This is a genomic window from Kitasatospora sp. SC0581, assembly GCF_048159585.1.
Classification (GTDB): domain Bacteria; phylum Actinomycetota; class Actinomycetes; order Streptomycetales; family Streptomycetaceae; genus Kitasatospora.
On record NZ_JBLRWA010000025.1, the window covers coordinates 1 to 26,335 of the forward strand.

Annotated in this window: 19 protein-coding genes and 1 pseudogene; 5 read left to right on the plus strand and 15 right to left on the minus strand. The window is 74.4% G+C overall.

The genetic code is table 11. The features are described from left to right. The 4 genes and pseudogenes from ACLWS4_RS28585 to ACLWS4_RS28600 form a co-directional block, all read right to left on the minus strand. Positions 1-2,524 (minus strand): annotated as a pseudogene (locus ACLWS4_RS28585) (hypothetical protein); the annotation flags it as partial. A gap of 104 nt (positions 2,525-2,628) precedes the next feature. Next, complete coding sequence (gene eccCa, locus ACLWS4_RS28590; RefSeq protein WP_375874427.1) at positions 2,629-6,657, minus strand: type VII secretion protein EccCa; 4,029 nt, start codon at positions 6,655-6,657, stop codon at positions 2,629-2,631. A gap of 90 nt (positions 6,658-6,747) precedes the next feature. Then, a complete protein-coding gene (locus ACLWS4_RS28595; RefSeq protein ID WP_049655553.1) occupies positions 6,748-7,245 on the minus strand; it encodes a WXG100 family type VII secretion target in 498 nt (165 codons plus the stop codon). Continuing rightward, a complete protein-coding gene (locus tag ACLWS4_RS28600) occupies positions 7,245-7,547 on the minus strand; it encodes a WXG100 family type VII secretion target (protein WP_049655551.1) in 303 nt (100 codons plus the stop codon). Before ACLWS4_RS28600 ends, ACLWS4_RS28595 begins: the two co-directional genes overlap by 1 nt. A 240-nt stretch (positions 7,548-7,787) precedes the next feature. On the opposite strand from ACLWS4_RS28600, the gene ACLWS4_RS28605 reads away from it, so the two are divergent. Then, a complete protein-coding gene (locus ACLWS4_RS28605) occupies positions 7,788-8,423 on the plus strand; it encodes a hypothetical protein (protein WP_049655550.1) in 636 nt (211 codons plus the stop codon). A gap of 80 nt (positions 8,424-8,503) precedes the next feature. Here ACLWS4_RS28605 and ACLWS4_RS28610 read toward each other — a convergent pair whose 3' ends face one another. Both ACLWS4_RS28610 and ACLWS4_RS28615 read right to left on the minus strand, forming a co-directional pair. Beyond that, positions 8,504-11,242 carry a right-handed parallel beta-helix repeat-containing protein gene (locus ACLWS4_RS28610; protein WP_416875626.1) on the minus strand — a complete coding sequence of 913 codons (2,739 nt, stop codon included), beginning with the start codon at positions 11,240-11,242 and terminating at the stop codon, positions 8,504-8,506. Between the two features lie 43 nt (positions 11,243-11,285). After that, positions 11,286-12,359, minus strand: coding sequence for a hypothetical protein (locus ACLWS4_RS28615; protein ID WP_416875627.1), 1,074 nt, complete (start codon positions 12,357-12,359; stop codon positions 11,286-11,288). Between the two features lie 269 nt (positions 12,360-12,628). On the opposite strand from ACLWS4_RS28615, the gene ACLWS4_RS28620 reads away from it, so the two are divergent. After that, on the plus strand, positions 12,629-13,360 hold the full coding sequence (locus tag ACLWS4_RS28620; RefSeq protein ID WP_375874422.1) for a LuxR C-terminal-related transcriptional regulator: 732 nt from the start codon (positions 12,629-12,631) through the stop codon (positions 13,358-13,360). Positions 13,361-13,419: 59 nt separating this feature from the next. Here ACLWS4_RS28620 and ACLWS4_RS28625 read toward each other — a convergent pair whose 3' ends face one another. The 3 genes from ACLWS4_RS28625 to ACLWS4_RS28635 form a co-directional block, all read right to left on the minus strand. Next, positions 13,420-14,757 carry an EsaB/YukD family protein gene (locus ACLWS4_RS28625; protein WP_074004743.1) on the minus strand — a complete coding sequence of 446 codons (1,338 nt, stop codon included), beginning with the start codon at positions 14,755-14,757 and terminating at the stop codon, positions 13,420-13,422. A gap of 78 nt (positions 14,758-14,835) precedes the next feature. Next, positions 14,836-15,162: a WXG100 family type VII secretion target gene (locus tag ACLWS4_RS28630; protein WP_049657206.1), complete on the minus strand. Its 327-nt coding sequence runs from the start codon at positions 15,160-15,162 to the stop codon at positions 14,836-14,838. A 38-nt stretch (positions 15,163-15,200) separates the two neighbouring features. After that, the gene (locus tag ACLWS4_RS28635; RefSeq protein WP_049657205.1) at positions 15,201-15,557 is read right to left on the minus strand and encodes a WXG100 family type VII secretion target; all 357 of its coding nucleotides are present in this window, start codon (positions 15,555-15,557) and stop codon (positions 15,201-15,203) included. Between the two features lie 333 nt (positions 15,558-15,890). On the opposite strand from ACLWS4_RS28635, the gene ACLWS4_RS28640 reads away from it, so the two are divergent. Together ACLWS4_RS28640 and ACLWS4_RS28645 are read left to right on the plus strand one after the other, a co-directional pair. Continuing rightward, positions 15,891-17,051, plus strand: a complete 1,161-nt coding sequence (locus tag ACLWS4_RS28640) for a serine hydrolase domain-containing protein (RefSeq protein WP_416875628.1) — start codon at positions 15,891-15,893, stop codon at positions 17,049-17,051. A 166-nt stretch (positions 17,052-17,217) separates the two neighbouring features. Beyond that, entirely contained in the window at positions 17,218-18,387 is a 1,170-nt protein-coding gene (locus ACLWS4_RS28645) for a serine hydrolase domain-containing protein (RefSeq protein WP_416875629.1), read from the plus strand. Between the two features lie 113 nt (positions 18,388-18,500). Here ACLWS4_RS28645 and ACLWS4_RS28650 read toward each other — a convergent pair whose 3' ends face one another. The 3 genes from ACLWS4_RS28650 to ACLWS4_RS28660 all read right to left on the minus strand — a co-directional run bounded on the left by ACLWS4_RS28650 (position 18,501) and on the right by ACLWS4_RS28660 (position 21,991). Beyond that, positions 18,501-19,208 carry a response regulator gene (locus ACLWS4_RS28650; RefSeq protein WP_416875630.1) on the minus strand — a complete coding sequence of 236 codons (708 nt, stop codon included), beginning with the start codon at positions 19,206-19,208 and terminating at the stop codon, positions 18,501-18,503. Beyond that, entirely contained in the window at positions 19,205-20,494 is a 1,290-nt protein-coding gene (locus ACLWS4_RS28655; RefSeq protein WP_416875631.1) for a sensor histidine kinase, read from the minus strand. The genes ACLWS4_RS28650 and ACLWS4_RS28655 overlap by 4 nt, the downstream gene beginning before the upstream one ends. Positions 20,495-20,749: 255 nt before the next feature. After that, entirely contained in the window at positions 20,750-21,991 is a 1,242-nt protein-coding gene (locus ACLWS4_RS28660; RefSeq protein ID WP_416875632.1) for a helix-turn-helix domain-containing protein, read from the minus strand. A gap of 293 nt (positions 21,992-22,284) precedes the next feature. Between ACLWS4_RS28660 and ACLWS4_RS28665 the strand changes: the two genes are divergently transcribed. Beyond that, positions 22,285-23,550 carry a L,D-transpeptidase gene (locus ACLWS4_RS28665; RefSeq protein WP_416875633.1) on the plus strand — a complete coding sequence of 422 codons (1,266 nt, stop codon included), beginning with the start codon at positions 22,285-22,287 and terminating at the stop codon, positions 23,548-23,550. A 171-nt stretch (positions 23,551-23,721) separates the two neighbouring features. On the opposite strand, the gene ACLWS4_RS28670 is transcribed toward ACLWS4_RS28665, so the two are convergent. The 3 genes from ACLWS4_RS28670 to ACLWS4_RS28680 form a co-directional block, all read right to left on the minus strand. Continuing rightward, the gene (locus tag ACLWS4_RS28670) at positions 23,722-24,396 is read right to left on the minus strand and encodes a response regulator (protein ID WP_416875634.1); all 675 of its coding nucleotides are present in this window, start codon (positions 24,394-24,396) and stop codon (positions 23,722-23,724) included. A 180-nt stretch (positions 24,397-24,576) separates the two neighbouring features. Then, the gene (locus ACLWS4_RS28675; protein WP_063780012.1) at positions 24,577-25,329 is read right to left on the minus strand and encodes an ABC transporter permease; all 753 of its coding nucleotides are present in this window, start codon (positions 25,327-25,329) and stop codon (positions 24,577-24,579) included. Continuing rightward, positions 25,322-26,224: an ABC transporter ATP-binding protein gene (locus ACLWS4_RS28680; protein WP_049649023.1), complete on the minus strand. Its 903-nt coding sequence runs from the start codon at positions 26,222-26,224 to the stop codon at positions 25,322-25,324. Before ACLWS4_RS28680 ends, ACLWS4_RS28675 begins: the two co-directional genes overlap by 8 nt. Positions 26,225-26,335: the final 111 nt, after the last annotated feature.

The following is a 26,335-nucleotide window of genomic DNA, read 5'->3' on the forward strand; positions in this document are numbered from 1 at the left end:
AGTCCCGGGACACCCACCTCTCACCGGGCTTCCCGTCCAACGTGGACCCGGAACCCCGGTCGACCAGCGGCTTCTCCTTCGGCGACCCGCCCTTCACCGGACCATCCGCCGGCAGGTCGTTCACGGTCATCGACCTGCGGTCACCCGAGTCCCGGGACACCCACCTCTCACCGGGCTTCCCGTCCAACGTGGACCCGGAACCCCGGTCGACCAGCGGCTTCTCCCCCGACGATCCGCCCTTCACCGGACCATCCGCCGGCAGGTCGTCCATGGTCATCGACCTGCGGTCACCCGAGTCCCGGGACACCCACCTCTCACCGGGCTTCCCGTCCAACGTGGACCCGGAACCCCGGTCGACCAGCGGCTTCTCCCCCGACGATCCGCCCTTCGCCGAGCCGCCCGCCCCGTGTTCGCTCGGGAGGTCGTTGAGGGTCCTCACGTTGGAACTGCCGGGTCGCATCCCCGGTTCCGGGGCGCCGCTCTTCGGCCCCGCCCCCTCCGGGGGGAGGTCGGCGATGGTCATCACCTTCTTGGCACCGAACGGCCGCGTCGAGGGCTTCTTCGACGCCACACCCTCCGACTTCCCGGTCGTCCCCTCCTGCTGGCCGTTCTGCCGGGTCTGCTCCGAGGTCGGCCGGTCCCCCTTGCCCGGGGCCGTGCTCTCGGAGGTGGTCTGCTTCGTCCCGTTGGTGCTGCCCTCGTGCTCCCGCGCCGAGGAGGCGGTCGACTGCCGGTTGCTGTTCTCCGGTGCCTGGGGCTCCAGTTCCCTCGGCAGGGGCTTCTGCCCCCCGGTCGACTGGTTGGTCCGCTCGTTGCCCTTGGGCACGGAACCGGAGGAGCCGCCGGACTTTCCGTTGTCCCGCATCGGCTCCAGCGGGGTGTCGCGGGGGGTGGTGCCGCCTCCGGTGGCGGTCCGCTGGTTGTTCGTGGGCGCCTCCGCGCCCTCCTTGAGGGGCTGCTTCACGCCCTCGGGCCGGTTGTTGTTGCCGCCGGGGAGGCCGTCGTGGTTTCCGGGGGTCTTCGCGGAGAGCGAGTTGCGGTCCGTGGCCACAACGGCGTTGTCGCCCTCGACGCGGGCGGAGGCCGAGGACGGCCGGCCGTTGGCGCCGACGTCGCTGCCGGGCCGCGTTCCGCCGGGCTGCCGGTCGAAGGAGGCCTTGTAGGTCTGGTTGTCGACGGGCGTCTCGGACTGCGAGTGGCCGGGGGTCTGCTCGTTCGGGCCGGGGCGCGTGACGTTGCCGGTGCCGTTGCCGTTGCCGGTGCCGCGCGAACCGCCGTTCCCGCCCGTCTCGTTGACGGAGCGCGAGGTGGCATCGGGCAGCGAGCCGTCCTTGCCGCCCAGCGGCCCGTGCGTCTCCTGGCCGCCGATCTGGCCGCCGGTGCTCTTCGGCGGGGCGACGTTGCCGATCCCGCCCGCCCCGGGCTCGTGCACTCCGGTCCCGGGCTTCACCTGACCGCCGGGGGTCGGCTGGTGGGTTCCCGACGGGTCGAGCTGGCCGGGCTCCCGGGTCACCGGCTCGGGGCCCCGGCCGGGCGTCGTGGTCCTGGGCGGGCCGGGCGGGGTGCTGCCGGGGGCCTCGTGGGGGATCCCGGTCTTGGGGGGCTCCACCCCGCCGGGGGCGACGGGCGAGCGTCCCGGCGGCACGCTGCCCGGTTCGGCGCCCAGCGGCTTGCCGCCGCCCGGGAACAGCTCCGGCGGCGGGACCTTGCCGATGCCGCCCGGGGTGACTCCGCCGATGGACCCCGGCCCTTCCGGAAGCGGCACGGAGCCGCGCCCCGGCAGCGGGACGTGCTCGGTGACCGGGGGCTTCACACCCGGCGGGTCGACCTTCGGCGGGGTCACGCCCTTGCCCCCGACCCCCTTGGGGCCGCCGCCGATCCCGACCTCCTTGGGTCCGCGCAGACCGGCCAGGCCCCCGAGGCCGCCGAAGACGGCCCCGAAGCCCATGCTCATGCCCTCGGCGGCCCAGTCGATCTCGAACGGGACGTCGTAGATCTTGTCGGCGATCAGCTGGGCCAGCAGGTCGGTGCCCAGCTGGAGCAGGCCGCCGGCCACGGCGCCGCCGATGAAGGCGCCGATGTTGAGGATGGTCTGCAGGCTCTCGCCGATCGTCCTCAGGATGTTGGTGATGAGGGTGATGAGGCCTTCGAGGAGCGGCGCGATCAGCCTGGCCAGCAGGCCCAGGCCGAAGGGGAGGACGAACCCGAGGATGGTGGCGATGATGCTGGCCAGCCCGGCCGCGTTGGCGGCCTTCTGCTCGGCGGCCATGATCTTCTCCAGCGCCCGGCCGTAGTCGTTGATGGCGTCGCCGATCTTCCAGCAGGTGGTGACCGCCGGGTCGAGCACGCTGTTGCCGACGAGGTTCCAGGCGTCGTGCGCGGCCACCATGCCGTCACCGGTCCACTGGAACTTGTCCATGGCCATGCTGGTGCCGTACCGGGCCGCGTACACCGTGTTGCCCAGCTCGATCCACTGGTTGCCCAGGGCGTAGATGTCGCTGATGCTGAAGCCGTTGTCGGCCATCGGGGATCCACCTCGAAGCAACTGCCGCGGAGAGCGCGGGCGGGAAGGTACGAACGGGCCGGGGGCTGCGAGAGCCCCCGGCCCGGTGGGAGGAGCCCGGCTGGTCAGGCCGGCTCCTCCTCGCGGAGCGCGACCTGGAGCAGCCTGGCCGGTCCGGAGCGCCGGACGAGGACGCCGCGGCCCGGGGGGCGCTGGGCCGCGCGCTGGTCGCCCAGCAGGACGCCCTCGCGCGGGTCGCCGGAGAGGATCAGGCCGCCGGTGCCGAGGTCCTTGAGCCGGGAGAGCAGCGGGTCGGACATCAGCGGGCGTCCGACACCGGCCACCCGGCGGGCCAGCACCACGTGCAGGCCGATCTCACGGGCCTGGGTGACGTAGTCGGCGAGCCTGGCCAGCGGGGACTGGTGGCCGACCGCGACCAGGTCGTAGTCGTCCACCACCACGTACAGCTCGGGACCGTCCCACCAGTCCCGGGCGCGGAGCTGGGCGGCCGTGATGCCGGGCGGCGGCATCCGCTCGGCCAGCTTGGCGACCAGCTGGTCGACGTAGGCCTCGGCGGCGGCCGCGTCGCCAGCGTAGGCGCCGATGTAGTCCTCTGGCACCGCGTCCAGCAGGCTGCGCCGGTAGTCGATCACCATGAACCGGGACTCCCAGGCGGTGCTCCGGGCGGCCGTGGCGGCCATCCAGGTGCGCAGGAAGGCGGACTTGCCGCTGCCGGCGTCGCCGAACACCAGGAAGTGCGGGTCGCCCGGCCCCATCGCCAGGCCGACCGGCGCCAGGTCGCGCTCGCCGACGCCGATCGGCACCTCGTCCGCGGCGAAGCCGGCCGTCCCCGCGGGGTCGAGGTCCTCGAGCAGCACCCGGTCGGGCAGCATCAGCACCGGCGGGGCGCCGGCGCCCGGCCAGGAGGCGGCGATCTTGCCGAGCGCGTCCTCCTGGGCCTCGGCCAGGCCGTCGGTGCCCTCGCGGCCGTCCAGCCGGGGCAGCACGGCCTGGTACAGCACGCCGGGCGACACGATGCCGCGGCCCTGGATGTTGGGGACCTGCCGGCTCGCCTGGCGGCTGACCTCCGACTCGGTGGGCTCGTTCAGCCGCAGCTCCAGGCGCCCGGAGAAGCTGTCGCGCAGGTTCGGCCGGATGTCGGCCCAGCGGTTGGCGGTGACGATCACGTGCACGCCCACGCCCAGGCCCCGGGAGGCGATGTCCAGCACCGAGGCCTCGGCGCCCTCCAGTTCGGTGCGGATCGCGCCCCAGTTGTCCAGCAGCAGGAAGACGTCGGCGGCCCGGGTCCCGGCCGGCAGCCGGTCGGCCTTGCGCAGCGCCCGGAAGGCCGCCACCGAGTCGACGCCCAGCTCCCCGAAGAGCTGCTCGCGGGCGGCGACCAGGAGGCCGAGCTCGGCCAGCACCCGGCGGGCCCGCTGCTCGTCGCGGCGCCCGGCCACGGCGCCCACGTGCGGGGCGGCCTCCAGCGGGCCGAGGCTGCCGCCGCCGTAGTCCAGTCCGTAGAACTGCACCTCGTCGGGGGTGTGGGTGAGCATCGCGGACAGCACCGTGGTGCGCAGCAGGGTGCTCTTGCCGGTCTGCGGCGCGCCCACCAGGGCGAGGTTGCCGTGGACGCGTTCGAAGTCGAACTGGAGCGGCAGCTGCTGCTGCTGGAGGGGCAGGTCGAGCACGCCGACGGGGAAGGCGAGCCTGCCGGTGCCGGGCCACAGGCCGGCCTGGCGGCCGCGCCCCGGCTGCTCGGAGACCGGGCCGATCAGGCTGTCCAGCGGGATCGCGGCGGGCAGCGGGGCGAGCCAGACCTGGTGCACGGACTGCCCGAACCGGCAGACCTGGTCGACCGCCACCTCCATCTCGGTGGGGCCGGCGGGCAGGGCCGGCGGCTGGGACTCGGCGGGCTCCTCGGGCTCCTCCTGCGGCGCGGTGCGCAGCTCGAAGGGCACGACCGGGAGGCCGGCCGCGGCGCCGTCCTCGCCCGCGCCGGGCTCCTGGTACGGGCCGGAGATGTGGGCGACCCGGAAGCGCTGGTAGACCGACTCGTCCACCTTGAGGTAGGCGGAGCCGGGGATCGGGGGCAGCTGGTAGGCGTCGGGGGTGCCGATCACCGCGCGGCTCTCGGCGGCGCTGAAGGTGCGCAGGCAGACGCGGTAGGACAGGTGCGACTCCAGGCCGCGCAGCCGGCCCTCCTCCAGCCGCTGGGTGGCCAGCAGCAGGTGCATGCCCAGGCTGCGGCCGACCCGGCCGATCTGGACGAACAGGTCGATGAAGTCGGAGCGCTGGGAGAGCAGTTCGCCGAACTCGTCCACCACGATCAGCAGGTAGGGCAGCGGCTCCAGCGGCTTGCCGTCCACGTCGCACTGCCCGGCCGCCTGGCGCAGCTGGTACTCGCGCAGCGAGTCGACGTTCCCGGCCGCGCGCAGCAGCCGCTGCCGGCGCTGCTGTTCGCCCTGGAGGGCGGCGCGGACCCGGTCCACCAGGGAGAGGTCGTCGGCGAGATTGGTGATCAGGCCGGCCACGTGCGGCAGTCCGGTGACGCCGGCGAAGGTGGCGCCGCCCTTGAAGTCGACCAGCACCAGGCTGAGCAGCTCCGGGGAGTGGGTCATCGCCAGCCCGGTGACCATGGTGCGCAGCAGTTCGCTCTTGCCGGAGCCGGTGGCCCCGACGATCAGGCCGTGCGGGCCCATGCCGCCCTGGGCGGACTCCTTGAGGTCGAGCAGCACCGGGTCGCCCTCGCCGGACAGGCCGATCGGCAGGCGCAGCAGCCGCTCGTCGCCGGCCGGGATCCAGCTGACGGACGGGTCGAAGGCGGCCACGTCGGGGGTGCCGAGCATCTCGGGCAGGGTGATGGTGCGGGCCAGCAGCTGCTCGGGCTCCTCGGACAGGCTCAGCGGGGCCAGCGCCCGCGCGGTGAGCTCGCAGAGCTCCGGGGCGGGGGCGTCCGCGACGGCCCCCTCGACCCGGCTGTACAGCTCGGTGTTGCGGCCCTCCAGGACCAGCGAGCCGTCCTCGCCCACCCGGGCGCGCACCTCGGTGCGGGTGGGCTCGTCGCGCTCGGCGCCGACCAGGCAGATCACGGTGATGCCCAGGTCGGGCCCGGCCGATTCGAGCAGGGAGGTGGCCACCGGGCCGCGGGCCCAGGCGGCGGCCGGGTCGTACGGGTCGAGCAGGACGACGAGCCGGCGCATCACCGGGGCGGGGGCGCCCGCCAGGACGGGCCGGCGGGTGGTCCGTTCGGCCTGGGCGCGGGTGATCGCGCCCTCCAGGGCGTCGGCGAGCGCCTCGAACTCGGCCGCGACCAGCGGGACCACACCGGCCGGGCTCGGGGCGCCGGCCTCGTGGGTGTGCGGGAGCCACTTGGCCCACTCCCAGTCGGGGTCGCCGCCGGTGCAGACCACGACGGTGACGTCGTCGGGGGCGTGCAGCACCGCGAGCTGGCAGAGCAGCGAGCGGGCCAGCGCCCTGGTCCGGTCGGCGGGGCCGAGCAGGCTGAGCACGCCGGTCCTGACCAGGTCGACCAGGGCGGGCTGGCGGCCGACCGTACCGGCCTGGTCGACCACCCGCTGCGCGGCGGCGTGGGTCTGCTCGTCGTACTCCGCGAGCGGGTCGTTGCGGGTGCCGAGCTGGATCGGGGTGGCCAGCGGGCCCTGCCCCTGGCCCAGGCGCAGCTGCAGGAAGTCCTTGTCGGTGGCGCGCCGTTCCCAGACCCGGCGGCGGCGCTCGGCGAGCGCCCAGAGCCGCTCCGGCGAGGGGTGCAGCCAGCCGGCCGCCAGCCGCTGGCTGTCGGCGACCTGGCGGGCCGTCTTCTTGACGTCGGTCAGGTAGCGCAGGTAGCGCTCGCGCTGGCGGTCCTTGGTCTGCCGGGTCGCGCTGCGCATCTGGTGGCGGACGGCGAGGGTGGCGGCGATCGAGATCAGCACGAAGCCGACGCCCAGCGCGATCAGCAGCGGGTTGCGGTACATCACCATGTAGGCGGCCATGCTGATGCTGCTCATCAGCGGCAGCAGCAGGGAGAGCCAGGTGCTGGCCGAGGAGTTGGCGCCCTGCGGGGTCTGCGGCGGGGCGGGCAGCACCACGCGCTGGTCGGGCAGGGCCGGCGGCAGGGCGCGGGTGGGCCGGTGGAAGGGGATCCTGCTCACCTGGTTGTGCCTCTCGGTGCTCGACTGCGGCGGTGGTGCGGCGGGCCCTGGCGCGGGGGCGCGCCGGGGCCGGGGCGGGGGTCGGGCGGGTCAGAAGATCTCGGCGACCACGGTGTTGCTCTTGTCGTTGACGAGGTCCTTCGGCGGCGGGTTGTAGGCGTTCGGGTCGCCGGTGCCCGTCGAGGGGGCGCCGATGGCGGCGGTGAGCGGCGCGAAGAGCTTGGTGACGATGAAGTCCTCGGCGTGGTCGTAGTTGGCGGCCGCGCTGCCCACGGCGATCATCAGCCGCTGGAAGACCCCGTCCGCGCCGTCGGGCTTGGCCTTGGTCTTGGTCCCGACCAGTTCCGCCATGCAGGCGTTCCACTGGTCGAAGATCGCTTTGGCCTGGTCCGCGGTCTGTCCCGCCCAGCCCAGCTTGAGGTCGGCGAGGGTCTGCTCGATCGTGACCAGGCTGTCCAGGATGCTGTTCAGGGAGGCCTCGACGGTGGCCTTGGCGGCCGCCATCTCGTGCAGCGGGATGGTGAGCTTGACCGTGTCGTAGTCGGGCGTGACCGGAGCGGGGGTGCCGGGGTTGGGTTCGACGCTCATCAGGCGCGGACGTTGTTGTAGTTGGCCAGTTCCATGTCGTGGTACATCCGGTAGGCCGACCGCATCCGCCTGGTCATCTCGTCGAGCAGGTTCTGCAGGTCGACCATGTCGTCCTTGTAGACCTTGGTGATGGCGGCGAAGGAGGTGCCGGCCGGGCCGATCCAGCCGGTCTCCAGGGGCGCCAGGGCCGTCGCGATCGCGTCGATCTCCCCCTTGATGTTCTCGCTCTCGGCGCCCAGCGTGCCGGACGCTTCGAGCAGTTGCTGCAGGTCGACCTTGAATTCCTGCAAGGTGTAGGCCACGGCAGGCGCTCCCCGGGGGCTCGTCGTTCGGCCGGTCCGCACCGGTCCGGCCCGGCCCGATCCGCGTACGGCTGGTCCACGTACGCACGTCGGCCCTGCGGAGTCTAGGCAGCGGCCGGACGCGCGGGACAGACCCGCTTTCTGTCCCCCCGGCGTCCCCGAACGGGGACCTCCCGCCCCGGGCGGCCGGTGGGCGAGGATGGCCCTGTTCACTGCCCGCTCCCTGCTCCGGAGGTCCGCGTGGTCGCCCCGATCAACTCCCCGATCTACGTCCCGTCGCCCGAGGACGGCGGCGGCGGAGACCCCAAGCCGGGCGGGGGCGCGGCCGACCCGACCCTGAAGATGCTGTGGGAGAACGGCTACGTCCCGGGCTTCAACGAGGGCTTCACGAACCCCGCCAACGCCCCGTCCGGGACCGGCCCGTCCGGGACCGCCCCCGCGCCGCCCAGCCACGCGTCCTTCTCGGTGGACCTGTCGACGGTCTACTCCGTCATCGTCAGCGGGGCGTCCACCACCTCCGGGGTGGTGGACGCCTACAACGCCCTCAAGGCCAAGGTGGACGCCGTGGTCGCCAGCGGCACCTTCTGGGGCCAGGAGTTCGCCCCCGTCGGGACCTGGTACGACAACTCGGGGATGGCCGGCGGGATGGGCCCGATCGCGCGGACGGGGCCCATCCCGGACAAGGGCGTCCAGAAGGCCGCCCAGAAGTTCGCGCCGATCATCAACCCCGAGCTGCAGACGGCGCTGCGCCAGGTGGCCGACGCCGTCGAGATCTACGGCGTCTACCTGGCCCGGCTGGACCTGGCGGGCCAGGCCTACGCGTCCGCCGACCACGGGTCGATCCTCCCGGAGGTCGCGCCGAGGCCGACGGCCTGACCGGTCGCCGGCGCCGTGCCCCGGGGCGGGGAGCCCCGGGGCGCCGTGCGTCGGACCGCCGTGCCCCGGACCGCCGTACGTCAGACCGCCGCGCTCAACTCCGGCAGGTCCTGCGGCAGGACGGTGGTCAGGTCCTCGGCCGTCGGGGCGTCGAGGTCGGCGATCCGCTGGGCGTGCCGCTCCGTGATCCACTGGAAGACCTGGCGGGCGGTGCGGCCGTTGCCGAAGCCCTCGTCGCGCGGCAGCTCCGTGAAGTACCCGGCCAGCGCGGCCAGGGTCGGCTCCGGCAGGTCGTAGCGGTGCTGCTCGGCCTGGTGGGCGACGATGTCGACCAGCTCCGGGCCGAGGTAGTCGTCGAAGGTCAGCGTACGGGTGAACCGGGAGGCCAGGCCCGGGTTGGCGTCGATGAAGCGCTGCATGTCCCCGGGGTAGCCGGCCACGATCACCACGACCTCGTCGCGGTGGTCCTCCATCAGCTTGACCAGCGTCGAGATGGCCTCCTGGCCGAAGTCGCCGCCCTGGCCGTGCGGCACCAGCGCGTAGGCCTCGTCGATGAAGAGCACCCCGCCCAGCGCCCGGCGGAACACCGCCGTGGTCTTGGGCGCGGTGTGCCCGACGTACTCGCCGACCAGGTCGCCGCGGTCCGCCTCGACCAGGTGGCCGCTGGAGAGCATGCCCAGCGCGTGCAGGATCCGCCCGTACAGCCGGGCCACGGTGGTCTTGCCGGTGCCCGGGTTGCCCGCGAAGACCACGTGGCGGCTGGTGGGCGGCGGCGGCAGGCCCAGCTCCTTGCGGCGCCGGACCAGTTGCATCAGCTTGACCATGGTCTCGACGTCGCGCTTGACCCGCTCCAGGCCGACCAGCCGGTGCAACTCCCCGAGCAGGGCCGCCAGTTCGGCCTCGGCGCGGTCCCGCTCCTCCGTCCCGTCCGCCTCGCCGTCGCCCGCCGGCGCGCCGGCCCCCGCCGTCGCCCCGGCCGTCGCTCCGGCCGTCGTTCCCGGCAGCGACCAGGGCCGGGCGATCCCGGCCGGGGTGCCCGGGGCGACCGGCTCGCCGACGGCCGGCAGGGTGGCCTGCTCGACCCGCTCCGTCCGGCAGTCCTCCAGCACGGCGGCGGCCCGCTCGGCCAGCGCGACGTCCTCGGCGGTGTCGTGGACGAGGCAGCGGCGCAGCACCGGATCGGCGCCCGCGCCGACGTACAGGGCCGGGTAGCCGGTCTCGGACAGCGCGCAGTCCTCCAGCAGGCCGTGCGCGCCCTCGTCCAGGTACAGGCCGTTCTTGGCGGTGCGCGCGATCGTGCTCGCCCGCACCCGCGGGTCGGCGCCCGCCCGCACCACGATGCCGCTGCCCGCCGTGTCGGTGATCTCGCAGCCGTCCAGCACGGGGGTGCTCCGCTCGGCCGCGAGCAGGCCGGAGCCGCCGGTGTCGTGGATCCTGGTGCGGTTCAGCAGCACGCCGGTGCGCTCGCCGACCTCCACGCCCGCGCCCGCCGTGGCGGCGATCTCGCAGTCCTCCAGCAGCGGGCGGTGGCGGGTGTCCAGGCGTACGCCGACGCCGGTGGCCCGTACGGTGCAGCCGCGCAGCACCGCGTCGGCCCGCTCCTCCACCGAGACCCCGGCCATCCGGGCCTGCTCGACGGTGGTGCCCTCGGCGCTCAGCAGGGAGTTGCCGGTGACCCTGATGCCGTGCTCCGGCGTGCCGTGCAGGCGGCAGTCGGCCAGGTCGGCGGAGCCGCCCTCGCCCAGGTGCAGGCAGCTGAAGCCCGCGTCCGCCACCTCGCTGCCGCTCAGCGCCAGTTCGGCCTCGCCCGCCACGTACACGCCGTTGCCGGTGGCGCGCAGGAAGCCGCCGCCCTCGACCCGCGCCGAGGCGCTCTGGCCCAGGGCCAGCCCGGTGTCGCCGGTGTCGGTGGTGACGGTGTCGTACAGGCGCAGGCGGCTGCGGTCCACGGCCACGATCCCGGCGCCGCCGGTCCGCGAGACCCGGCAGTCCCGCAGCAGCACCCGGGCGTCCTCGTCGGCGAGGACGCCCACGGTGGCGGCGCCCGTGATCTCGCAGTCCGTCAGCACGGTGCCGCCCTCGGCCGGCTCGGCCGACCCGGCCGCGAGCGGCTCGGGGGTGTCGGCCGAGACGTGCAGGCCCGCCGCGTGGTTGCCGTGCAGACGGCAGGCGCGCAGCACCGGGGCCGCCGCGTCGGCCACCCGGACGGCCGCGCCACCGCTGCCGGTCACCTCGCAGCCCTCGAACGAGCCGCCGCCGGTGCCGCCGACGTACAGGCCCTGGGCGCTGCTCGGGCCGATCCTGGTGCTCCGCACCTCGGGGACGGCGCCCTCGGCGACCAGCAGCCCGACGCCCTCGGTGTCGGCCACCGCGCAGCCCTCGACCACGGCCCGGCTGTCCCCGCCCAGGCGCAGGCCGACGCCGACCGCCCCGCGGACGGCGCAGTCGCGCAGCACCGGCGCGGCCCGCCCGGCCACCTCGACCCGGCCGCCGACCACCTCGCAGTGCTCCAGCACGGGTGCGCCGCCGCCGATCAGCACGGCCGGCTCCTGCGGGTCGGCGCCGCGCAGCAGCAGCCCCCGCACGGTGGGGCTGCCGCCGGCCACGGTGAGCGCGGGCCCGCGCGCCGGGGCGATCGTGACCGTCCCCGGCCCCTCGGCCGCCTCCAGGCTGACCCCGCGCTCCAGCAGCACGCTCTCCGCGTACTCGCCCGGCATCACCGAGACGACCCCGCCGTCGGCGGCCGTGCGCACCGCCGCGCCGATGCTGCGCTGGACGCCCCAGCCCCGCTGGGCGACCTTGACCCACGTCTTGCTCATGCGCGCACCCCTTCGGGGCCTGGTACCACGGCGACCACAGGGCTCAATTGCAGGTCGCCCGCATCTGGGCGACCGCCAGGTGGGCGTTGGTCTTCGTCTTCCCGTGCCAGTCCAGGCCCCGGCTGTCCAGCTTGATCATCAGCACCCCGGTCGTGGTCTTGAACGTGCCGACGTCCTTCCACTCGCCGAGGTGGCCCCGCTGGTCGACGTCGAAGGCGTTCAGCATCCCGGAGGAGAGGCTGGACGACCCGTAGGCCTCGAAGTGCGCCGGCTCCCCGCCGACGTGCGTGATGTCGCCGTCCTTGGGCGTGTACACCTGGACCTGGCAGGTGGCCGTGCGCAGGCCCGCCGCGCCCGGGGAGAAGGTCCACAGGGCGTAGTTGCTCCGGTCGTCCTCCTTCGCGTCGCCCGACATCGGCATCGCGTCGAACTGGCCCTTGCAGCCGTCCTGCGCCCAGCCGGCGCTGCCCACGCTGACCCAGCCGGCGCTGCCGTTGGAGTACCGGCCTGCCTCGGAGAAGCCCTGGAGGCTGTTGGACGGGCAGCCGTAGCCGGCCACCGCCGTGTAGGCGGCGGACTTGGCCGCCGCCAGGTTGGGCGCCGGGACCGCCGGGGCCGGGGCCGCCGGGGCGGGAGCGGCCGGGGCGGGAGCCGCCTGGTTGTTCTGGGGCGCGAGCGGCGCGCCGCCGGCCGGGGCGGGCGCGTTGTTGTTCGAGGGCGCGGGCGCGTCGTCGCCGGGCGCGGGGGCCGGCCGGCCCTGCGGGTTGCCGCCGCCCGAACCGCCGCCCGAACCGCCGGCACCGGTGTCGGTGTTCGCCAGGGGCGGGGCCGCGTTGCCCGGGGTGCCGGGCGCCGGCTGGCCGGAGCCGGTCGAGGCGCTCGGCGAGGGGGAGGCCGTCACCGGGTGCTCGGCGGCCGCCTTCGCCGGCCCGTGCTGACCGCCCTTGGCCAGCATGCCGACGCCGACCGCGCCCGCACCGACGACGAGCACGGTGAGGCCCACCGCCCAGGCGCGCGGCACCACCTTCGAAGGGCCGCCGTCCCCGCCCCGGACCTCCTTGACGAAGGCCGCCACCATGTTCCGCCGGTCCGTACCGTCCTGCTCGGCCTCAGCCATGATCAACCTCCACGGGCGCGGGCGGGCGCGCGGCCCCCCGACCGAATACGACATGTTCCGGTGCGGGCGCCCGGACGAACAGCCCGTGCCGCTCCGCACACTGATGGTTCGACGGAGCGTGCGCGAGCGGGCGCCGTCGCCGTCTCGCAACCGATCCGAACATCTCAGGCCCCGGCTGCGTAGAACGGAGTGACGGCACGTGACGCAGACCTCCCGACGCGGCTCAGCTGGCGCGACCGCACGGGAGACGGAGAGAGGGAAGGCCGGTTATGCCGACCATAGGCATCGTCGAGGACCACCGCATGACACGCATGGGGATCGAGCAGGTCCTGGCCCGCAGCCCCCGGCTGGAAGTGATCGCCTCGGTGGACACCGTGCACGACCTGGCCGAGAGCGGGCTCCGCCCCGACGTGGTGGTGCTGGACCCCACTCCCTACTCCGGCACGTCCGTCCTGCACGTGATCGGCGCCCTGAGCGCCAGCAGCGCGGTCCTGGTCCTCTCGCCGTCGGCCGAGCCCAGGGACCTGCTGACCGCGCTCAAGGCCGGCGCGTACGGCTTCGTCACCAAGCACGCCGACGACACCGAGTTCCTGTCCGCCGTCGAGGCGGTCGCCCGCGGCAGCTTCTACCTCGCGGCGGGCCTGGGCGGCCACCTCCACTCCGAGCTGAGCCGTCGCAGCCCCGGCGAGAGCCAGGGCCTGGCCCGCCGCGAGGTGGAGACGCTGCGGCTGATCGCCCAGGGCTACACCCACGGCCAGATCGCCCGGCTGATGGCGCTCAGCGAAGCCACCGTCAACACCTACGTGAAGCGGATCCGGGCCAAGCTCAACGCCGGCAACAAGGCGGAGCTGACCCGCAAGGCGATCGAACTGGGCTACGTCGACGAGACCGGCCCCGAGCCGGCGGCCTCCCCCGGCCCGACGGCTCCCGCCGCGGTGGCGGACCCCCTCCGGTTCGGCGTCCCGGAGCAGTTGAGGGTCCACCAGCTCAGCGGGCGCTAGGCCGTCCGACCGGCCGCTTGGGACCGGCCGGGGCAGGACCGGGCGGCAGGCCGTCCGGCTCACAGGTGGTGTCCGAACGCGGCGAGGTTCTGGAACACGCCGAACACCCCGAGCGCCAGCGGCACCGCGGCCACCCCGCAGAGCGTGCCCAGCACGTTCAGCGCCGGCGGCCTCGCGGCCTCGCGGGCCGCCGTACGGCGGAAGGACAGCGCCACCCCGGTGCCCGCCATCAGCACCCCGACCACGCAGAGCGCCACCGGGCCGACCCAGCCGGGAGCCGCCATCGCCTCGGGCGCGAACAGCAGGGTGGTGGCCAGGCCGACGGCGCCGGCCACCACCACGGGGGCCGCCTCGGCCAGCAGCCGGAAGGTTCCCGCCCGCAGCAGCGCGGCGACCGCCAGGCAGCCCGCCAGCGCCGGCGGGTAGCCGCCGTGCGCCGAGCCGAGCACGGCCAGCGCGACGGCCAGCAGCAGGGAGACCGCGGCGGTCCAGCAGAGCAGCAGGGTCCGCGCCCGGTGCACCATCACGCGGACCGCGCCGTCCTCCGACCCGCGCTCGGTGGGCCACAGCGCGGCCAGCTGGCCGGCCAGCCATGGCGCGATCAGCAGCATCCCGTAGCCGACCACGGCCACCGCGGCCGCGCCCTGGGCGAGGTCCGCGTGCACCGCCTCCAGCAGTCCCACCACGGCCGCCCCGGCCACGCCGAACAGCAGCACGGCGGCGGCGACCACCGAGGGCGCCGCCCAGAGCGCGGCCCCGGCGCCGACCATCGCCCCCAGCGCCGCCGCGGTGGCGTTGCCGTCCACGGGGTCGGGCAGGAACCAGCCGGCCACCGCCGCGCAGGGCACGGCGGCCAGCGCGATCGGCAGGCCCAGCCGGGACGGCAGGTCCAGGGTGGAACGGCCCAGCAGCCAGCCGGTGATGACCAGGACGAACGCGGCGCCGACCGCCACCGGGCCGGCCACCGCCCCGGACCAGCCGCCGCGCGAGGCGGCCGTCACGCAGGCGGCGGCCAGGCCGAGCGCGCCCAGGACCGTCGCGCAGACCGCGCGGGCACGTGAGGTCCAGCGCAGGTCGCCGAAGGAGTCGGCGACGTCGGCGACCAGCTCGTCGACGTCGCGGATCAGCGGTTCCTCGAACTCGCCCTCGGCGGCGTCCCGCAGGTACAGCAGCTGGCCGTCCTGCACCCCGGCCTCGCGCAGCGAGGAGACGGGGTGGAGCGTCGGCCCGCCCGGCACCGCCAGCGACCACGCCGCCGGCAGCGCCTCCAGCTCCTCCTGGCCGACCAGCCGGGCCAGCGTCGTGACGTATTCCGCGATCGGGGCGGCGGCGGGGACCGCGAGGTCCACCCGCTTGTGTTCGCCGACCACTGTCACTCGGCAGTGCCCGTCAGCCATGCGTAGCTCTCTTGCCCTCGTTCATGCGGAATGTCGTACGGATGGCGGCCGCCCACGACGACGGCGGCGGCCCCGGCCTCAGCGCCGGCCGGCGGTGTTGTTCCAGGTCTGCGAGTTGGCCCACTCGGCGCTGCTGTAGTTCGCCCAGTTGACGTTCATGGCGTGCGCGATCTGGCCGAGCACGCCGTCGGGGCCGAACAGCCCCTCGGCCGCGATGTTCCACTCGGCCTGGAGCCCCTGGTAGTAGCCGGAGGCCGCGCCCTGCCAGAGCTCCGGCAGCTGGTTCAGGTACATGGCCAGCTCGTGCAGCTGCTGGGCGATGTCGGCCGCCTGCGCGTTGAGGTAGGGGCCGGCGTGCTCCAGGTCCTGCTGGACGCTGATCGGGACGGCGTCGGAGAAACTCATCGCGGTGCTCCTGGGAGGGGGTGGGGAGGGACGCGGCGTCAGAACTTGGCGGCGGGCAGCGTCACCTTGCGGAGGTTGGCGAGGTTCGCCTGCTCCGACTCGACATAGTTGACGTAGTTGCCGCGCAGGCCGGAGGCGATGTCGGTGAGCGCGTCGTGCATCATGCGCGCGTAGATGTCGTAGTCGGCCATCAGCACCTCGAAGGCGCCGTGCGCCGAGCCCTGCCAGCAGCCGCTCAGCCCCGCGACGTACGTCCGGAGCGTGGCGATCTTGGTGTCGATCTCGCCGGCCTGGTTGGTCACGTAGACGGACGCCGCGGAGACGTCGTCGGGCGTGACCTTGTAGCCGCCCATCGACGGACCGCCACTGCCCGTGGTGTTGCCCGGCGTCGTCATCCCTGGCCCCTTCGACGTCTGCTGACGGAGAGCGAGCGGCGGCCGGCCGCCACCCGTCGGGGCGCGGCCGCGAGCACCACGCCCGGATTGTCGCCGCCAGCCTCCCCCACCACCCCGGGACGCCTCCAGTCACCGTTTCGGATGTCCCTCGCCCCCGCCCCGCCCCCGCCCCGCCGCGGTCCCGGCCGGGAGCCCGGTCCCGGCCGGGGCGGGTCCCGGGAGCCCGCTCCCGGGTGCGCTCTCGTCCTGGGAACCGATGAACTCCCGTGCCCCTGAATGGTCTTCTTGCCGCAGGCCGGGAATCCCCGGCGCCAACCACCAGAGGGGACCCCCGTGTACGAGCACGCACCGCACCACCGCCTTCCGCTCCGCCGCCGCAACGGCCGGCACCGGGTGGCGGTAGCCGTGGCGGCGGCCGCCACCGTGGCCGCCGGCGTCCTGGCACCGACCGCGGCGTTCGCGGGCGGCAGGCCCGACAGCGTCCAGTCGAGCCTGGACACCCTGGCCAAGGACGACGGCGTGCCCGCCGCGCTGGCCGCCGTCAAGGGCCGCGACGGCCGCACCCGCACCTACACCGCCGGCGTCGGCGACCTCGCCACCGGGGCCAAGGTCCCCACGGACGGCCAGATACGGATCGGCAGCAACACCAAGCCCTTCACCGCGGTCGTCGTCCTCCAACTCGTCGCCGAAGGAAAGGTGGGCCTGGACTCGCCCGTCGAGACCTACCTGCCGGGCCTGCTGCGCGGCGACGGCATCGACGGACGCGGCATCACCGTCCGCCAGCTGCTCCAGCACACCAGCGGCCTGCCCGAGTACGTGGACAAGGGCGCCATCCTCGCCAACCCGAACCGGTACTACGAACCGCGCGAGCTCCTCGACGCGGCCCTGGCCCAGAAGGCCCACTTCGCCCCGGGTACGCGGTGGGAGTACAACAACACCAACTACCTGGTGGCCGGCCTGATCATCCAGAAGGTCACCGGGCGGCCGCTCGGCGAGGAGATCAACCGGCGCGTCGTCGACCGCATCGGCCTGCGCCACACCTACTTCCCCACCCCCGGCGACACCACCGTCCGCGAGGCCCACCCCAAGGGCTACCACCAGGAAGCCGACGGCTCGTTCCGCGAATACACGGACCTGGACCCGTCCTGGGGCTGGGCGGCGGGCGCCGTCGTCTCCACCACGAGCGACCTCAGCCGCTTCTACGCCGCGCTCCTCGGCGGCCGGCTCCTGCCCGCGGCGCAGCTCGCCGAGATGCGCACCACCGTCCCCGCCGACTCGGTGGGTCCCGGCGTCCGCTACGGGCTGGGCCTGATGAGCAACCCGCTGTCCTGCGGCGGCCTGTACTGGGGCCACCTCGGGACCATCCCGGGCTACTTCAGCTCCGGGGGCGCCACCGACGACGGCCGCGCCGCCGGCGTCGCGGTGACCATGATCCCGGGCGACGCGGCCGAGCAGCACGTCAAGGCCGCGGTGGACACGGCCCTCTGCCGCTGACCCGGTCCGAGCGTCCGCACCGGCACGACCACGACCAGCGGGTTCGGCGCGGCGCGGCGGGGGGGCCCCCCCCCCCGACCCCCCCCCCCCGGGGGTGCCGCGGCGCCCCGGGGGCCCCCCCCCCGCCCGCCCCGCCAATTCCCGCCTCCAGCAGAGGAGTTCCTCCATGAACGAGCGCGTACAGCACACCCGAACCCATCGCGGACGCCGTGGCCGGCACCGGATGGTGGCGGCCGTGGCGACCGTCACCGCCGTGGCCGCCGGCGTCCTGGCGCCCACCACGGCGTTCGCCGGCGGCAGGCCCGACGTCGTCCAACAGAGCCTGGACGCCCTGGTCAAGGACGACGGCCTGCCCGCCGCCCTGGCCGCCGTCAAGGGCCGCGACGGCCGCACCCGCAACTACACCGCCGGCGTCGGCGACCTCGCCACCGGGGCCAAGGTCCCCGTGGACGGGCAGATCCGCGCCGGCAGCAACACCAAGACCTTCACCGCCGTCGTCGTCCTCCAACTCGTCGCCGAAGGAAAGGTGGGCCTGGACTCCCCCATCGAGACCTACCTGCCGGGCCTGCTGCGCGGCGACGGCATCGACGGACGCGAGATCACCGTCCGCCAACTGCTCCAGCACACCAGCGGCCTGCCCGACTACATGGACTCCCCCGAACTCTCGGACTTCACCACGGTGCAGTACCGCTACTTCGAGCCCCGCGACCTCCTCGACGGCGCCCTCGCCCAGAAGGCCCTCTTCCCCGCGGGTACCGGCTGGGCGTACAGCAACACCAACTACATCGTCGCCGGGCTCCTCGTCCAGAAGATCACCGGACGGCCCGTCGGCGAGGAGATCACCAAGCGCGTCATCGACCGCATCGGCCTGCGCCACACCTACTTCCCCGCCGTCGGTGACACCACCGTCCACGAGGCCCACCCCCACGGCTACCTCCCCGGCACACCGGGCGCGCCCCGGTTCGACTACACCGAGATGGACTCCTCGATGGCCTGGGCGACGGGGGCGATCGTCTCGACCAACACCGACCTCAACACGTTCTTCGCCGCGCTCCTCGGCGGGCGGCTCCTGCCCGCGGCGCAGCTCGCCGAGATGCGCACCACCGTCCCCGCCGATCTGATCGGCCAGGGGATCCGCTACGGACTGGGCCTGCAGAGCAGGCCGCTCTCCTGCGGCGGCCTCGTCTGGGGCCACGGCGGCACCGCCCCCGGCTACCGGTCCCGCGGCGGCGTCACCGAGGACGGTCGCGCCGCCACCATCACCGTCACCACCGTTCCGGGCGAGGCCGGCGCGCAGCACATGACGGACGCCCTGGACGCGGCCCTCTGCCGCTGACCCGGGCCCCGGGCCGGCCCCCTGCCCACGCCGGGGGCCGGCCCGACCCGGCTCGGTCCGACTCGGCCCGCTTCAGCCCGACTCGGCCCGGCTCCAGCCCGCTTCGGCCCGCTTCAGCCGGCCGAGTTCGCGGACCGGGCCTCGACCAGACCGGACTCGTAGGCCGCGATGACCGCCTGGGCACGGTCGCGGACACTCAGCTTGGCGAAGACGCTGGTGATGTAGTTCTTGACCGTGGAGACGCTGATGCCCATCGCCGAGGCGATCTCGGCGTTGTCGAGGCCGGTGGCCAGCAGGTGCCACACCTCGATCTCACGGGGCGTCAGTTCACCCGGAGCGGACACCGGCACCGGCGCCGACACCGGCGGCCGCGGCAGCCGGGGCGAGGTGACGTAGGTGGAGATCAGCCGGGTGAGCAGGCGCGGCGCCACCACCGCCTCCCCGCCGTGCACCGTCCGCACGGCCGCCGAAAGCTCCTCCGGGGAGACGTCCTTGGGCAGGAACCCGGAGGCGCCGGCGCGCAGGGCGGCGACCACGTACTCGTCCATGTCGAAGGTGCTCAACGCCAGGACCCGGCACGCGGGCAGCTCCTGGGAGAGCCGCTCGGTCGCCTGGACCCCGTCGAGGACCGGCATCCGGATGTCCATCACCACGACGTCGGGCCGGTGCTGGTGCGCGAGGTCCACCGCCCGCTGCCCGTTGTCCGCCTCGGCCACCACCTCGAACGCCGGGTCGGGGGCCAGGATCAGCGCCAGGCCTCGCCGCACCAGCGGCTGGTCGTCCGCGATCAGCACCCTGATCCGTTCCGCGGTTCCCGTCATCCGAGCCGTTCCTCTCCGTCCGCCGGCGCCACCGGCAGACTGGCCACCACCCGGAAGCCACCACCGTCGATGCCCCCGGCCACCATGCTGCCGCCCTGCAGCGCGACGCGCTCGCGCATGCCCATCAGACCGTACCCGGTGCGGCCGGCCCGCGGTCCGGGCACACCGCCCGCGCCCACCGGGGCGTCCACCGGGGAGTCGGGCGGCGCGGCGGTGCCGTTGTCGGACACCTCGACGGTGACGCGGTCCGGGTGGTAGGTCAGCCGGACCCTCGCCCGGGCGGCCCGGCCCGCGTGCTTGCGGGTGTTGGTGAGGGCCTCCTGGACGATCCGGAACACCGCCAGGCCGGCGCTCGGCGGCAACGGGCGCTCCTCCCCCAGGACGGCGAAGTCGGTGGGCAGGCCGGCCCTGCGGGACTCCTCGACGAGCTGTCCGAGCTGCCCGACCCCGGGTTGCGGCGCGGACGGCGCCCCGCCCGACGCCCCGCCCGGAGCCGTGCCCGGCGCCCGGTCCGACCCGTCCGGCTCGTCGTCGGCCCGCAGCACGTCGAGCAGGTGGCGCATCTCGCGCAGCGCCATCCGGCCGGAGCCCTCCAAGGTGACCAGGGCCTCGCGCACCACCTCGGCGTCACCGCCGAGGTTGGCCCTGGCACCGGCGGCCATCAGCTGCATGGTGGTGATGTGGTGGGCGACGATGTCGTGCAGCTCCCGCGCGATGCGCCGCCGTTCCTGCGCCACCGCGCGGTCGGCCAGCAGCCCGCGCCTGACCTCCACCTCGCGCTGCCACCACGTCAGCCCCTCGGCCGTGACGACGACCAGCGCCGCGGCGACCACGTTGCCCGCCACGTCCCCCACCGCGGGCGGCAGCGGATACCCCCGGCCCACCAGCGGTACGGCGGCCGCCACGAGGCCGGCCGGCACGGCCACCGCGACGCCGCGGGACCGGGCCACGGCGAACAGCGCGACGCAGAGCGTGCCGGTGAAGTGCGGCGGCATCGACACGCTCAGGTTCAGCGCCAGGCCGAGGACCAGCACCCCCGCCAGCGAGGCCAGCGGGTGGCGGCGCCTGGTGAGCAGCGGCACGGCCGCCAGTACCAGCAGGACCAGCGCGGTCGCGGCGATCGGCGGTCTTCCGTCCGAGCCGCCGATCGTGTAGCCGAGGAGGTCCAGGACGGCCACCCCGACGGCCACCAGCGCGTCACCGGCCGTCCAGGGCAGGCCGGCGCCGCTCGGCTCCGGCGACGGCCGAAGTGGCAGTGGCAGCAGTGGCCCGTGGTGCGTCGACATGCTGTGGCGCTCCTCTCTACGGCCGGTCGGCCGCCCCGGGCCCCGCCGGTCCACCGAGACCGCCGCCCGTGAGCCGTCCCCTCGCGGCGGCCCGCGGCCCGGGGAGCGCTCCGGCGTCCCCGGTCGATCCTCCCAGCGGCCCCCGGCCCCGGGCAGGCTCCCGGGACCGATCCCGGACCGGGCCCCTGGTCCTGGCCGGGGCCGTACCCCGGGGCCCCGGTCCTGATCGCGTTCCCGCCCCCGGCGCCGGCGCCGTTACTGCCGGGCCGGGGCCTGCTCCCAGGCCTGCCCGCCCGCCGGGTAGGCGTACAGCGGCCGGTCCTTCACCGCGCTGGTGCGGAACGGGGTGCCGTGGCCGAGGTCGACGGGCAGCATCCCCTTCCGGTTGCCGCTGGTCCACTCCAGTTCCAGGTACCAGCTGACGTCGTGGGTGGTGGTCTCGGCGGTGACCTCGATGACCGCCGGTTCGCTCTGGGTCACGACCACCGGCAGGCTGCCGCTGCCGTCGGCCACGACCGGGACGGGGCGGGCCGCGTCCAGGTCGATGCGGTAGGAGCGGGCGCCGACTCCACCGGCGCAGCCCTCGCCCATGGAGTAGGCGTTCCAGGCGAGCGGGGCCGCGACCCGGGTGACCCGGACGTTGAGACCCGTCAGCAGCACGGTGTCCCAGCCGGTGCCCTGCACGGTGAGCTTGACCGACCGGGAGTGGCCCGGCACCGCGCCGACCTGGGAGGCCCAGCCCGCCGCCTCCGGCACGGCGGGCGGTCGGGGGACCTCGGACGGCGGGCGGTTGACGACGTACTGGTCGCACTTGGCGTCCCAGCCGGACGGGTGGACGGCGACGCTGATCGGTGCGCTGGTGCTCGGGTCCGCCCCGCCGGTCGCCCCGGGCGGGCTCGCCCCGGCAGCGGCGACGGCGGCGGCCGCGGACAGCTGCGGGGACAGGGACGGGGGCACGGACGGGGCCGGGGATCCGGTGGACGACCCGGCGTCGGCGGCCCGGGCGGGGTCGGTCTCCCCGTCCGGACGGAGCCTCAGACCGGTGACGACGACCCCGACGGCGACCAGCAGCGCGATGGCCGTCACCGCGGCGAGGACGCCCCGGCGGCGGGTGCGCCGCCGGGGCGGCACCGCGGGGGCGCGGTCCGGGACGGGCTCCGGTGCCGGGGCCGCCTCCGGTGCCGGAGTCGCGGGCGGTACCGGGGTCGCGGGCGGTGCGGGTGCCACCGGCTCAGGGGCGGCGGTCGGCCTGTTCCCACGCGTCGCACGGACGACGACCCACAGCCGGTACAGCTCGACGCGTTCCTGCGGCGTCGCCTCGCACACCCGCGAGAAGTGGTCCAGCGGGGCGAACTCCGTCGGCATCACATCGCCGTTGCAGTAGCGGTGCAGGGCCGACGTGCTCAGGTGCAGCCGCTTCGCCAGCGCTCCGTAACTGAGCCCCGACCGGCTCTTCAGCTCCTGCAGCAGCCGGGCGACCTCGTCCGTCTCCCTCAACTTCCCGATTCCCTTCGGCACTGTTCCTTCACCCGCCCCCGGCAGTCGGGCTCGGCACCGTCACGTCCCCCGCCCCCGCCCCCGCCCCCGGCGGCTGTGGCGCGGGCTCCGGCAGACAAGCACGCGGCACGCCGTCCCACGGTTCCGCCATCCCGCGAACGCGTCCCAGGAAGCTTACGTCTTCCCAGCTCAGAGCGGGTACGGGCGTCCCCGGGTCCCTGATCGCCGGCTCACCGTTGTGGCCGGGACGAGCGGGCGGACAAGCTGGCGACCAACACCGAGAAGGAGCACCTGTGAGCACTGTTCGGGCGGCCCGTTCCGCCATACGCACCACCGACCGTTTCAACCGCGGCGCGGTGGCACTGACGATGGGCGGGGTCCTGCTGATGACCGCGGCCTGCGGTGACGAGCAGGGCAAGGGCGGTGAAGCGGCCGGCCCGGCGGGTGCCTCCGCCACCGCCGCCCCCGGCGCCACCGGGGACGGGAACGCGAACACGACCACCTCGAAGACGTCCGCCGCCGTGCTGGACGTCGAGCCGAAGGACGGCGCCCGCGGCGTCGCGCCGAACGCCCTGCGGGTGTCCGTCTCCAAGGGCAGGCTCACCACCGTCGACGTGACCGACAAGGACGGCAAGCCCGTCCAGGGCTCGATCACCCCGGACGGCACCGGCTGGAAGCCCGCCGCCGCGCTCACCCCCGGCACGGCGTACACGGTGAACGCCCAGGCGGCGGACGCCGACGGCCTGGTGGCCGCGTCCACCTCCGCCTTCACCACGCTCACGCCCGAGAAGCAGGTGTCCACCAACGACAACATCGGCGACGGCCAGACGTACGGCGTGGGCATGATCGTCAAGGTGGACTTCAGCACGAAGGTCGTGAACAAGGACGCCGTCGCCAAGGCGATCACCTTCGAGACGGACAACGGCACCGAGGTGAAGGGCCACTGGTTCGACGACAACCGGCTGGACTTCCGCCCGGCCGAATACTGGAAGCCGGGCACCAGGGTGACCATCCACTACCGGCTGAAGAACGTCGAGGTCGCCCCGGGCGTGTGGGGCGACGTCGACAAGGACGAGCCGTTCAGCATCGGCCGCTCCCAGGTCTCCACCGCGGACGCCGCCACGCACCAGATGACGGTCGTCCGGGACGGCAAGAGCACCACCGTGCCCGCCACGCTCGGTGACGCGAAGCACCCGTCGTGGGGCGGCACCATGGTGATCATGTCCAAGGAGAAGGTCACCCACATGAACTCCCAGACCGTCGGCCTCGGCAACGAGTACGACATCCCCGCCGTCCCGCACGCGATGCGGCTGACCAGGAGCGGCACCTACCTCCACGGCAACTACTGGTACGAGGGCGACCCCTTCGGCAAGGCGAACACCAGCCACGGCTGCGTCGCGCTCAAGGACACCGAGGGCGGCAGCGACACCTCCAGCGCGGGGGCGTTCTTCAACAGCTCGCTGATCGGCGACGTCGTCACGATCGTGAACACCAAGGAGAAGACCGTCGCCCCCGACAACGGCCTGGGCGGCTGGAACCTCCCCTGGGCGAACTGGTAACCCCCACCCGCCCCGGCCGGCTCCAGAAGCCGACGGACTGCCACCGACCGCGACAGCGACAGCGGAGCCGCCGTGCAAGAGGCCCCCGGGCCCCTCCTCACCACGGCGGCTCCGCCACGCCCGGGCGCGGCCTCGGGCAGGCGTCAGGCGTCAGGCGTCAGGCGTCAGGCGTCAGGCGGGCATGCCCGGCTCGGCGAGACCGCTCTCGTAGGCGATGATGACCAGTTGGGCCCGGTCCCGGACGTTCAGCTTGGCCAGAAGGCTGCTCACATGCGTCTTCACGGTGGGCAGGCTGATCACCAGCCGCTGGGCGATCTCGGCGTTCGACAGCCCGTTCGCGATCAGCACGAGCACCTCCTGCTCCCGCCTGGTGAGCCCGACGAGCCGAGGGGCCGGCCGCGCCGTCGGCCGGGTGCGGGAGACGGTCTCGATCATGCGGCGTGTGACCGTGGGCGCCAGGACGGCCTCGCCGGTGGCGATGACGCGGATGCCGGCGACCAGGTCCGAGGGCGAGGCGTCCTTCAGCATGAATCCGCTCGCGCCCGCCTGGAGGGCCGGGTAGACGTACTCGTCCATGTCGAACATCGTCAGGGCCAGCACCCGTACGCCGGCCATGGTCTCGTCGGAGCAGATCTCCCGGGTGGCCGCGATGCCGTCCATGACGGGCATCCGCAGGTCCATCAGGACGACGTCGGGCCTGAGCTCCCGGGCGAGTTCCACCGCCCGGGCGCCGTCACCGGCCTCGCCGACGGTCTCCATCCCCGGTGTCGAGTCGACGAGGACGCGGAAGCTCCCGCGCAACAGCGCCTGATCGTCCGCGATCAGCACCCGGACCGCCTCGGCCATCCCGCATTCCCCGCAAACTGCTCATCGAGCCCTCGAAGTCCGCGATTCTAGCAGCAGCGCCTGTTCCGTCCCCTCAACTGCCTTTGGGCATAAGCCCTGTTGAGGGCGGTCGGCCGAGGCCGGAGCACCCCGGCCGGCCGCGCCCGTCACGCGACGTCGAGCCCCTCCCCGCCCGTCCCGTCAACCGTCCCAACGCCGGTGGCGCAGCCAGCCGGCCGCCAGTGCCACGACGGTCCACGCGAGGAGGACGGCGAACCCGGTGAGCGCGTCGTCCGAGCCGACCGTGAGCATCCGCATGCCGGCCCGGTCGGGGAGGTACCGGACCATCTCCTTGGTCGCGCCGATGGTGGACAGGATCTGGGAGCCGGCGAGCACCATCGGGAGCAGGACGGCCAGCGGGACGACGGCGCCGCGGGCCGTCGAGGCCACGCCCGCCGCGAACAGGCTCATCATCGTCAGATAGACCACGGCGCCGGCGAGGGCGCGGGGGACACCACTCGTGTCGATGCCGGCGCCGTGGGGACCGAGGGCGAACTGCGTGAGCAGGTAGCCGAGGACGGTGACGGGGATCGCGACGGCCACCGCGGCGGCGGCGGTGACGGCCGCCTTCGCCAGGTAGAGCCGCCCGCGCCGGGGCACGGCGAGCAGCGAGACCCGCATCATGCCGGACGAGTACTCGCTCGAGACGAGGAGCACGGCGAACACGATCAGCGCCAGCTGGCCGTAGAGGACTCCGTCCATGCCGGTCTGCTCGGGGGTGAAGTCGGAGCGGAGCAGGGGGTTGTCCGACTCGATCGCCTTCCTCGCGGACCAGCCGCCCAGGGCGGAGAGGAAGAGGCTGGCGGGGGCGAACAGCAGCAGCGCGACGAACGTGCCGCGGACGCCGCGCAGTTTGGTGAACTCGGCCCGCATGGCCGCGGCCGTCTCAGACACGGGTGCTGCTCCCTTCGGGGCCGGTGAGCTTGAGGAAGGTGTCCTCGAGCGATCCCGTGTGGGTGCTCAGCTCTTCGAGCGGGAGGTCGCCCGCCGCGGCCAGCCGGTTGATCTCGGCCGCCGTCATGCCGTCGACCTCCAGGCTGCCGTCGTGCGCGAGGCTCAGCGAGGCGCCGTTCCGTTCCAGTTCCCGGTGCAGGCGCAGGGGTTCGGAGGTCCGCACCCGCACGTAGGTCCGTGCGTGGCGCCGGATGAACTCCTCCGTGCCGGTCTGGGTAAGCAGTCGTCCGCGGCCGATGACGACCAGGTCGTCCGCGACCACGGACATCTCGGCCATCAGGTGGCTGGAGACGAGGACGGTCCGGCCCTCGGCGGCCATCGAGCGCAGCAGGTCGCGCAGCCATCGGATGCCCTCGGCGTCCAGGCCGTTGACCGGCTCGTCGAGCACCAGGACGGGCGGGTCGCCGAGCAGGGCCGCGGCCAGGCCGAGCCGCTGTCCCATGCCGAGGGAGAACGTGCCGACCCGCCGCCGGGCCGCTCCGGTCAGGCCGACCGCCTCCAGGACCTCCGCGACCCGTCGCCGGTCGATCCGGTTGCTCTGCGCGATCCAGCGCAGATGGTCGGCGGCGGTCAGGCTGCGGTGCGCGACCGCCGTCTCCAGCAGGGCGCCGACCTGCCGGGCGGGGTACGTCAGTTCGTGATAGGGGCGGCCGCCGATGAGGGCGGTTCCGGCATCCGGGCGGGTGAGGCCGAGGATCATGCGCATCGTCGTGGACTTCCCGGCCCCGTTGGGGCCCAGGAATCCGGTGACGGCGCCCGGCCGCACCGTGAAGGTGAGGCCTGCCACGACGGTGGTCTCCCCGTACCGCTTGGTCAGGTTCTGGACTTCGATCACGGGACGAGTCTCGTCGGGCGGGCCGGCCGGCCGCATCGGTCCGGGGTCGGGATTCCGCGGCGGCCCGCGCGGGCCGAACCCATACCTGCGGATGAGTCCGGCACCCGGGAA

Excerpts from the sequence above, each read along its gene's own strand:
- ACLWS4_RS28595 (WP_049655553.1), bottom strand. The coding sequence starts at position 7,245 with ATGAGCGTCGAACCCAACCCCGGCACCCCCGCTCCGGTCACGCCCGAC.
- ACLWS4_RS28610 (WP_416875626.1), bottom strand. The coding sequence starts at position 11,242 with ATGAGCAAGACGTGGGTCAAGGTCGCCCAGCGGGGCTGGGGCGTCCAG.
- ACLWS4_RS28615 (WP_416875627.1), bottom strand. The coding sequence starts at position 12,359 with ATGGCTGAGGCCGAGCAGGACGGTACGGACCGGCGGAACATGGTGGCG.
- ACLWS4_RS28620 (WP_375874422.1), top strand. The coding sequence starts at position 12,629 with ATGCCGACCATAGGCATCGTCGAGGACCACCGCATGACACGCATGGGG.
- ACLWS4_RS28625 (WP_074004743.1), bottom strand. The coding sequence starts at position 14,757 with ATGGCTGACGGGCACTGCCGAGTGACAGTGGTCGGCGAACACAAGCGG.
- ACLWS4_RS28630 (WP_049657206.1), bottom strand. The coding sequence starts at position 15,162 with ATGAGTTTCTCCGACGCCGTCCCGATCAGCGTCCAGCAGGACCTGGAG.
- ACLWS4_RS28635 (WP_049657205.1), bottom strand. The coding sequence starts at position 15,557 with ATGACGACGCCGGGCAACACCACGGGCAGTGGCGGTCCGTCGATGGGC.
- ACLWS4_RS28645 (WP_416875629.1), top strand. The coding sequence starts at position 17,218 with ATGAACGAGCGCGTACAGCACACCCGAACCCATCGCGGACGCCGTGGC.
- ACLWS4_RS28650 (WP_416875630.1), bottom strand. The coding sequence starts at position 19,208 with ATGACGGGAACCGCGGAACGGATCAGGGTGCTGATCGCGGACGACCAG.
- ACLWS4_RS28655 (WP_416875631.1), bottom strand. The coding sequence starts at position 20,494 with ATGTCGACGCACCACGGGCCACTGCTGCCACTGCCACTTCGGCCGTCG.
- ACLWS4_RS28670 (WP_416875634.1), bottom strand. The coding sequence starts at position 24,396 with ATGGCCGAGGCGGTCCGGGTGCTGATCGCGGACGATCAGGCGCTGTTG.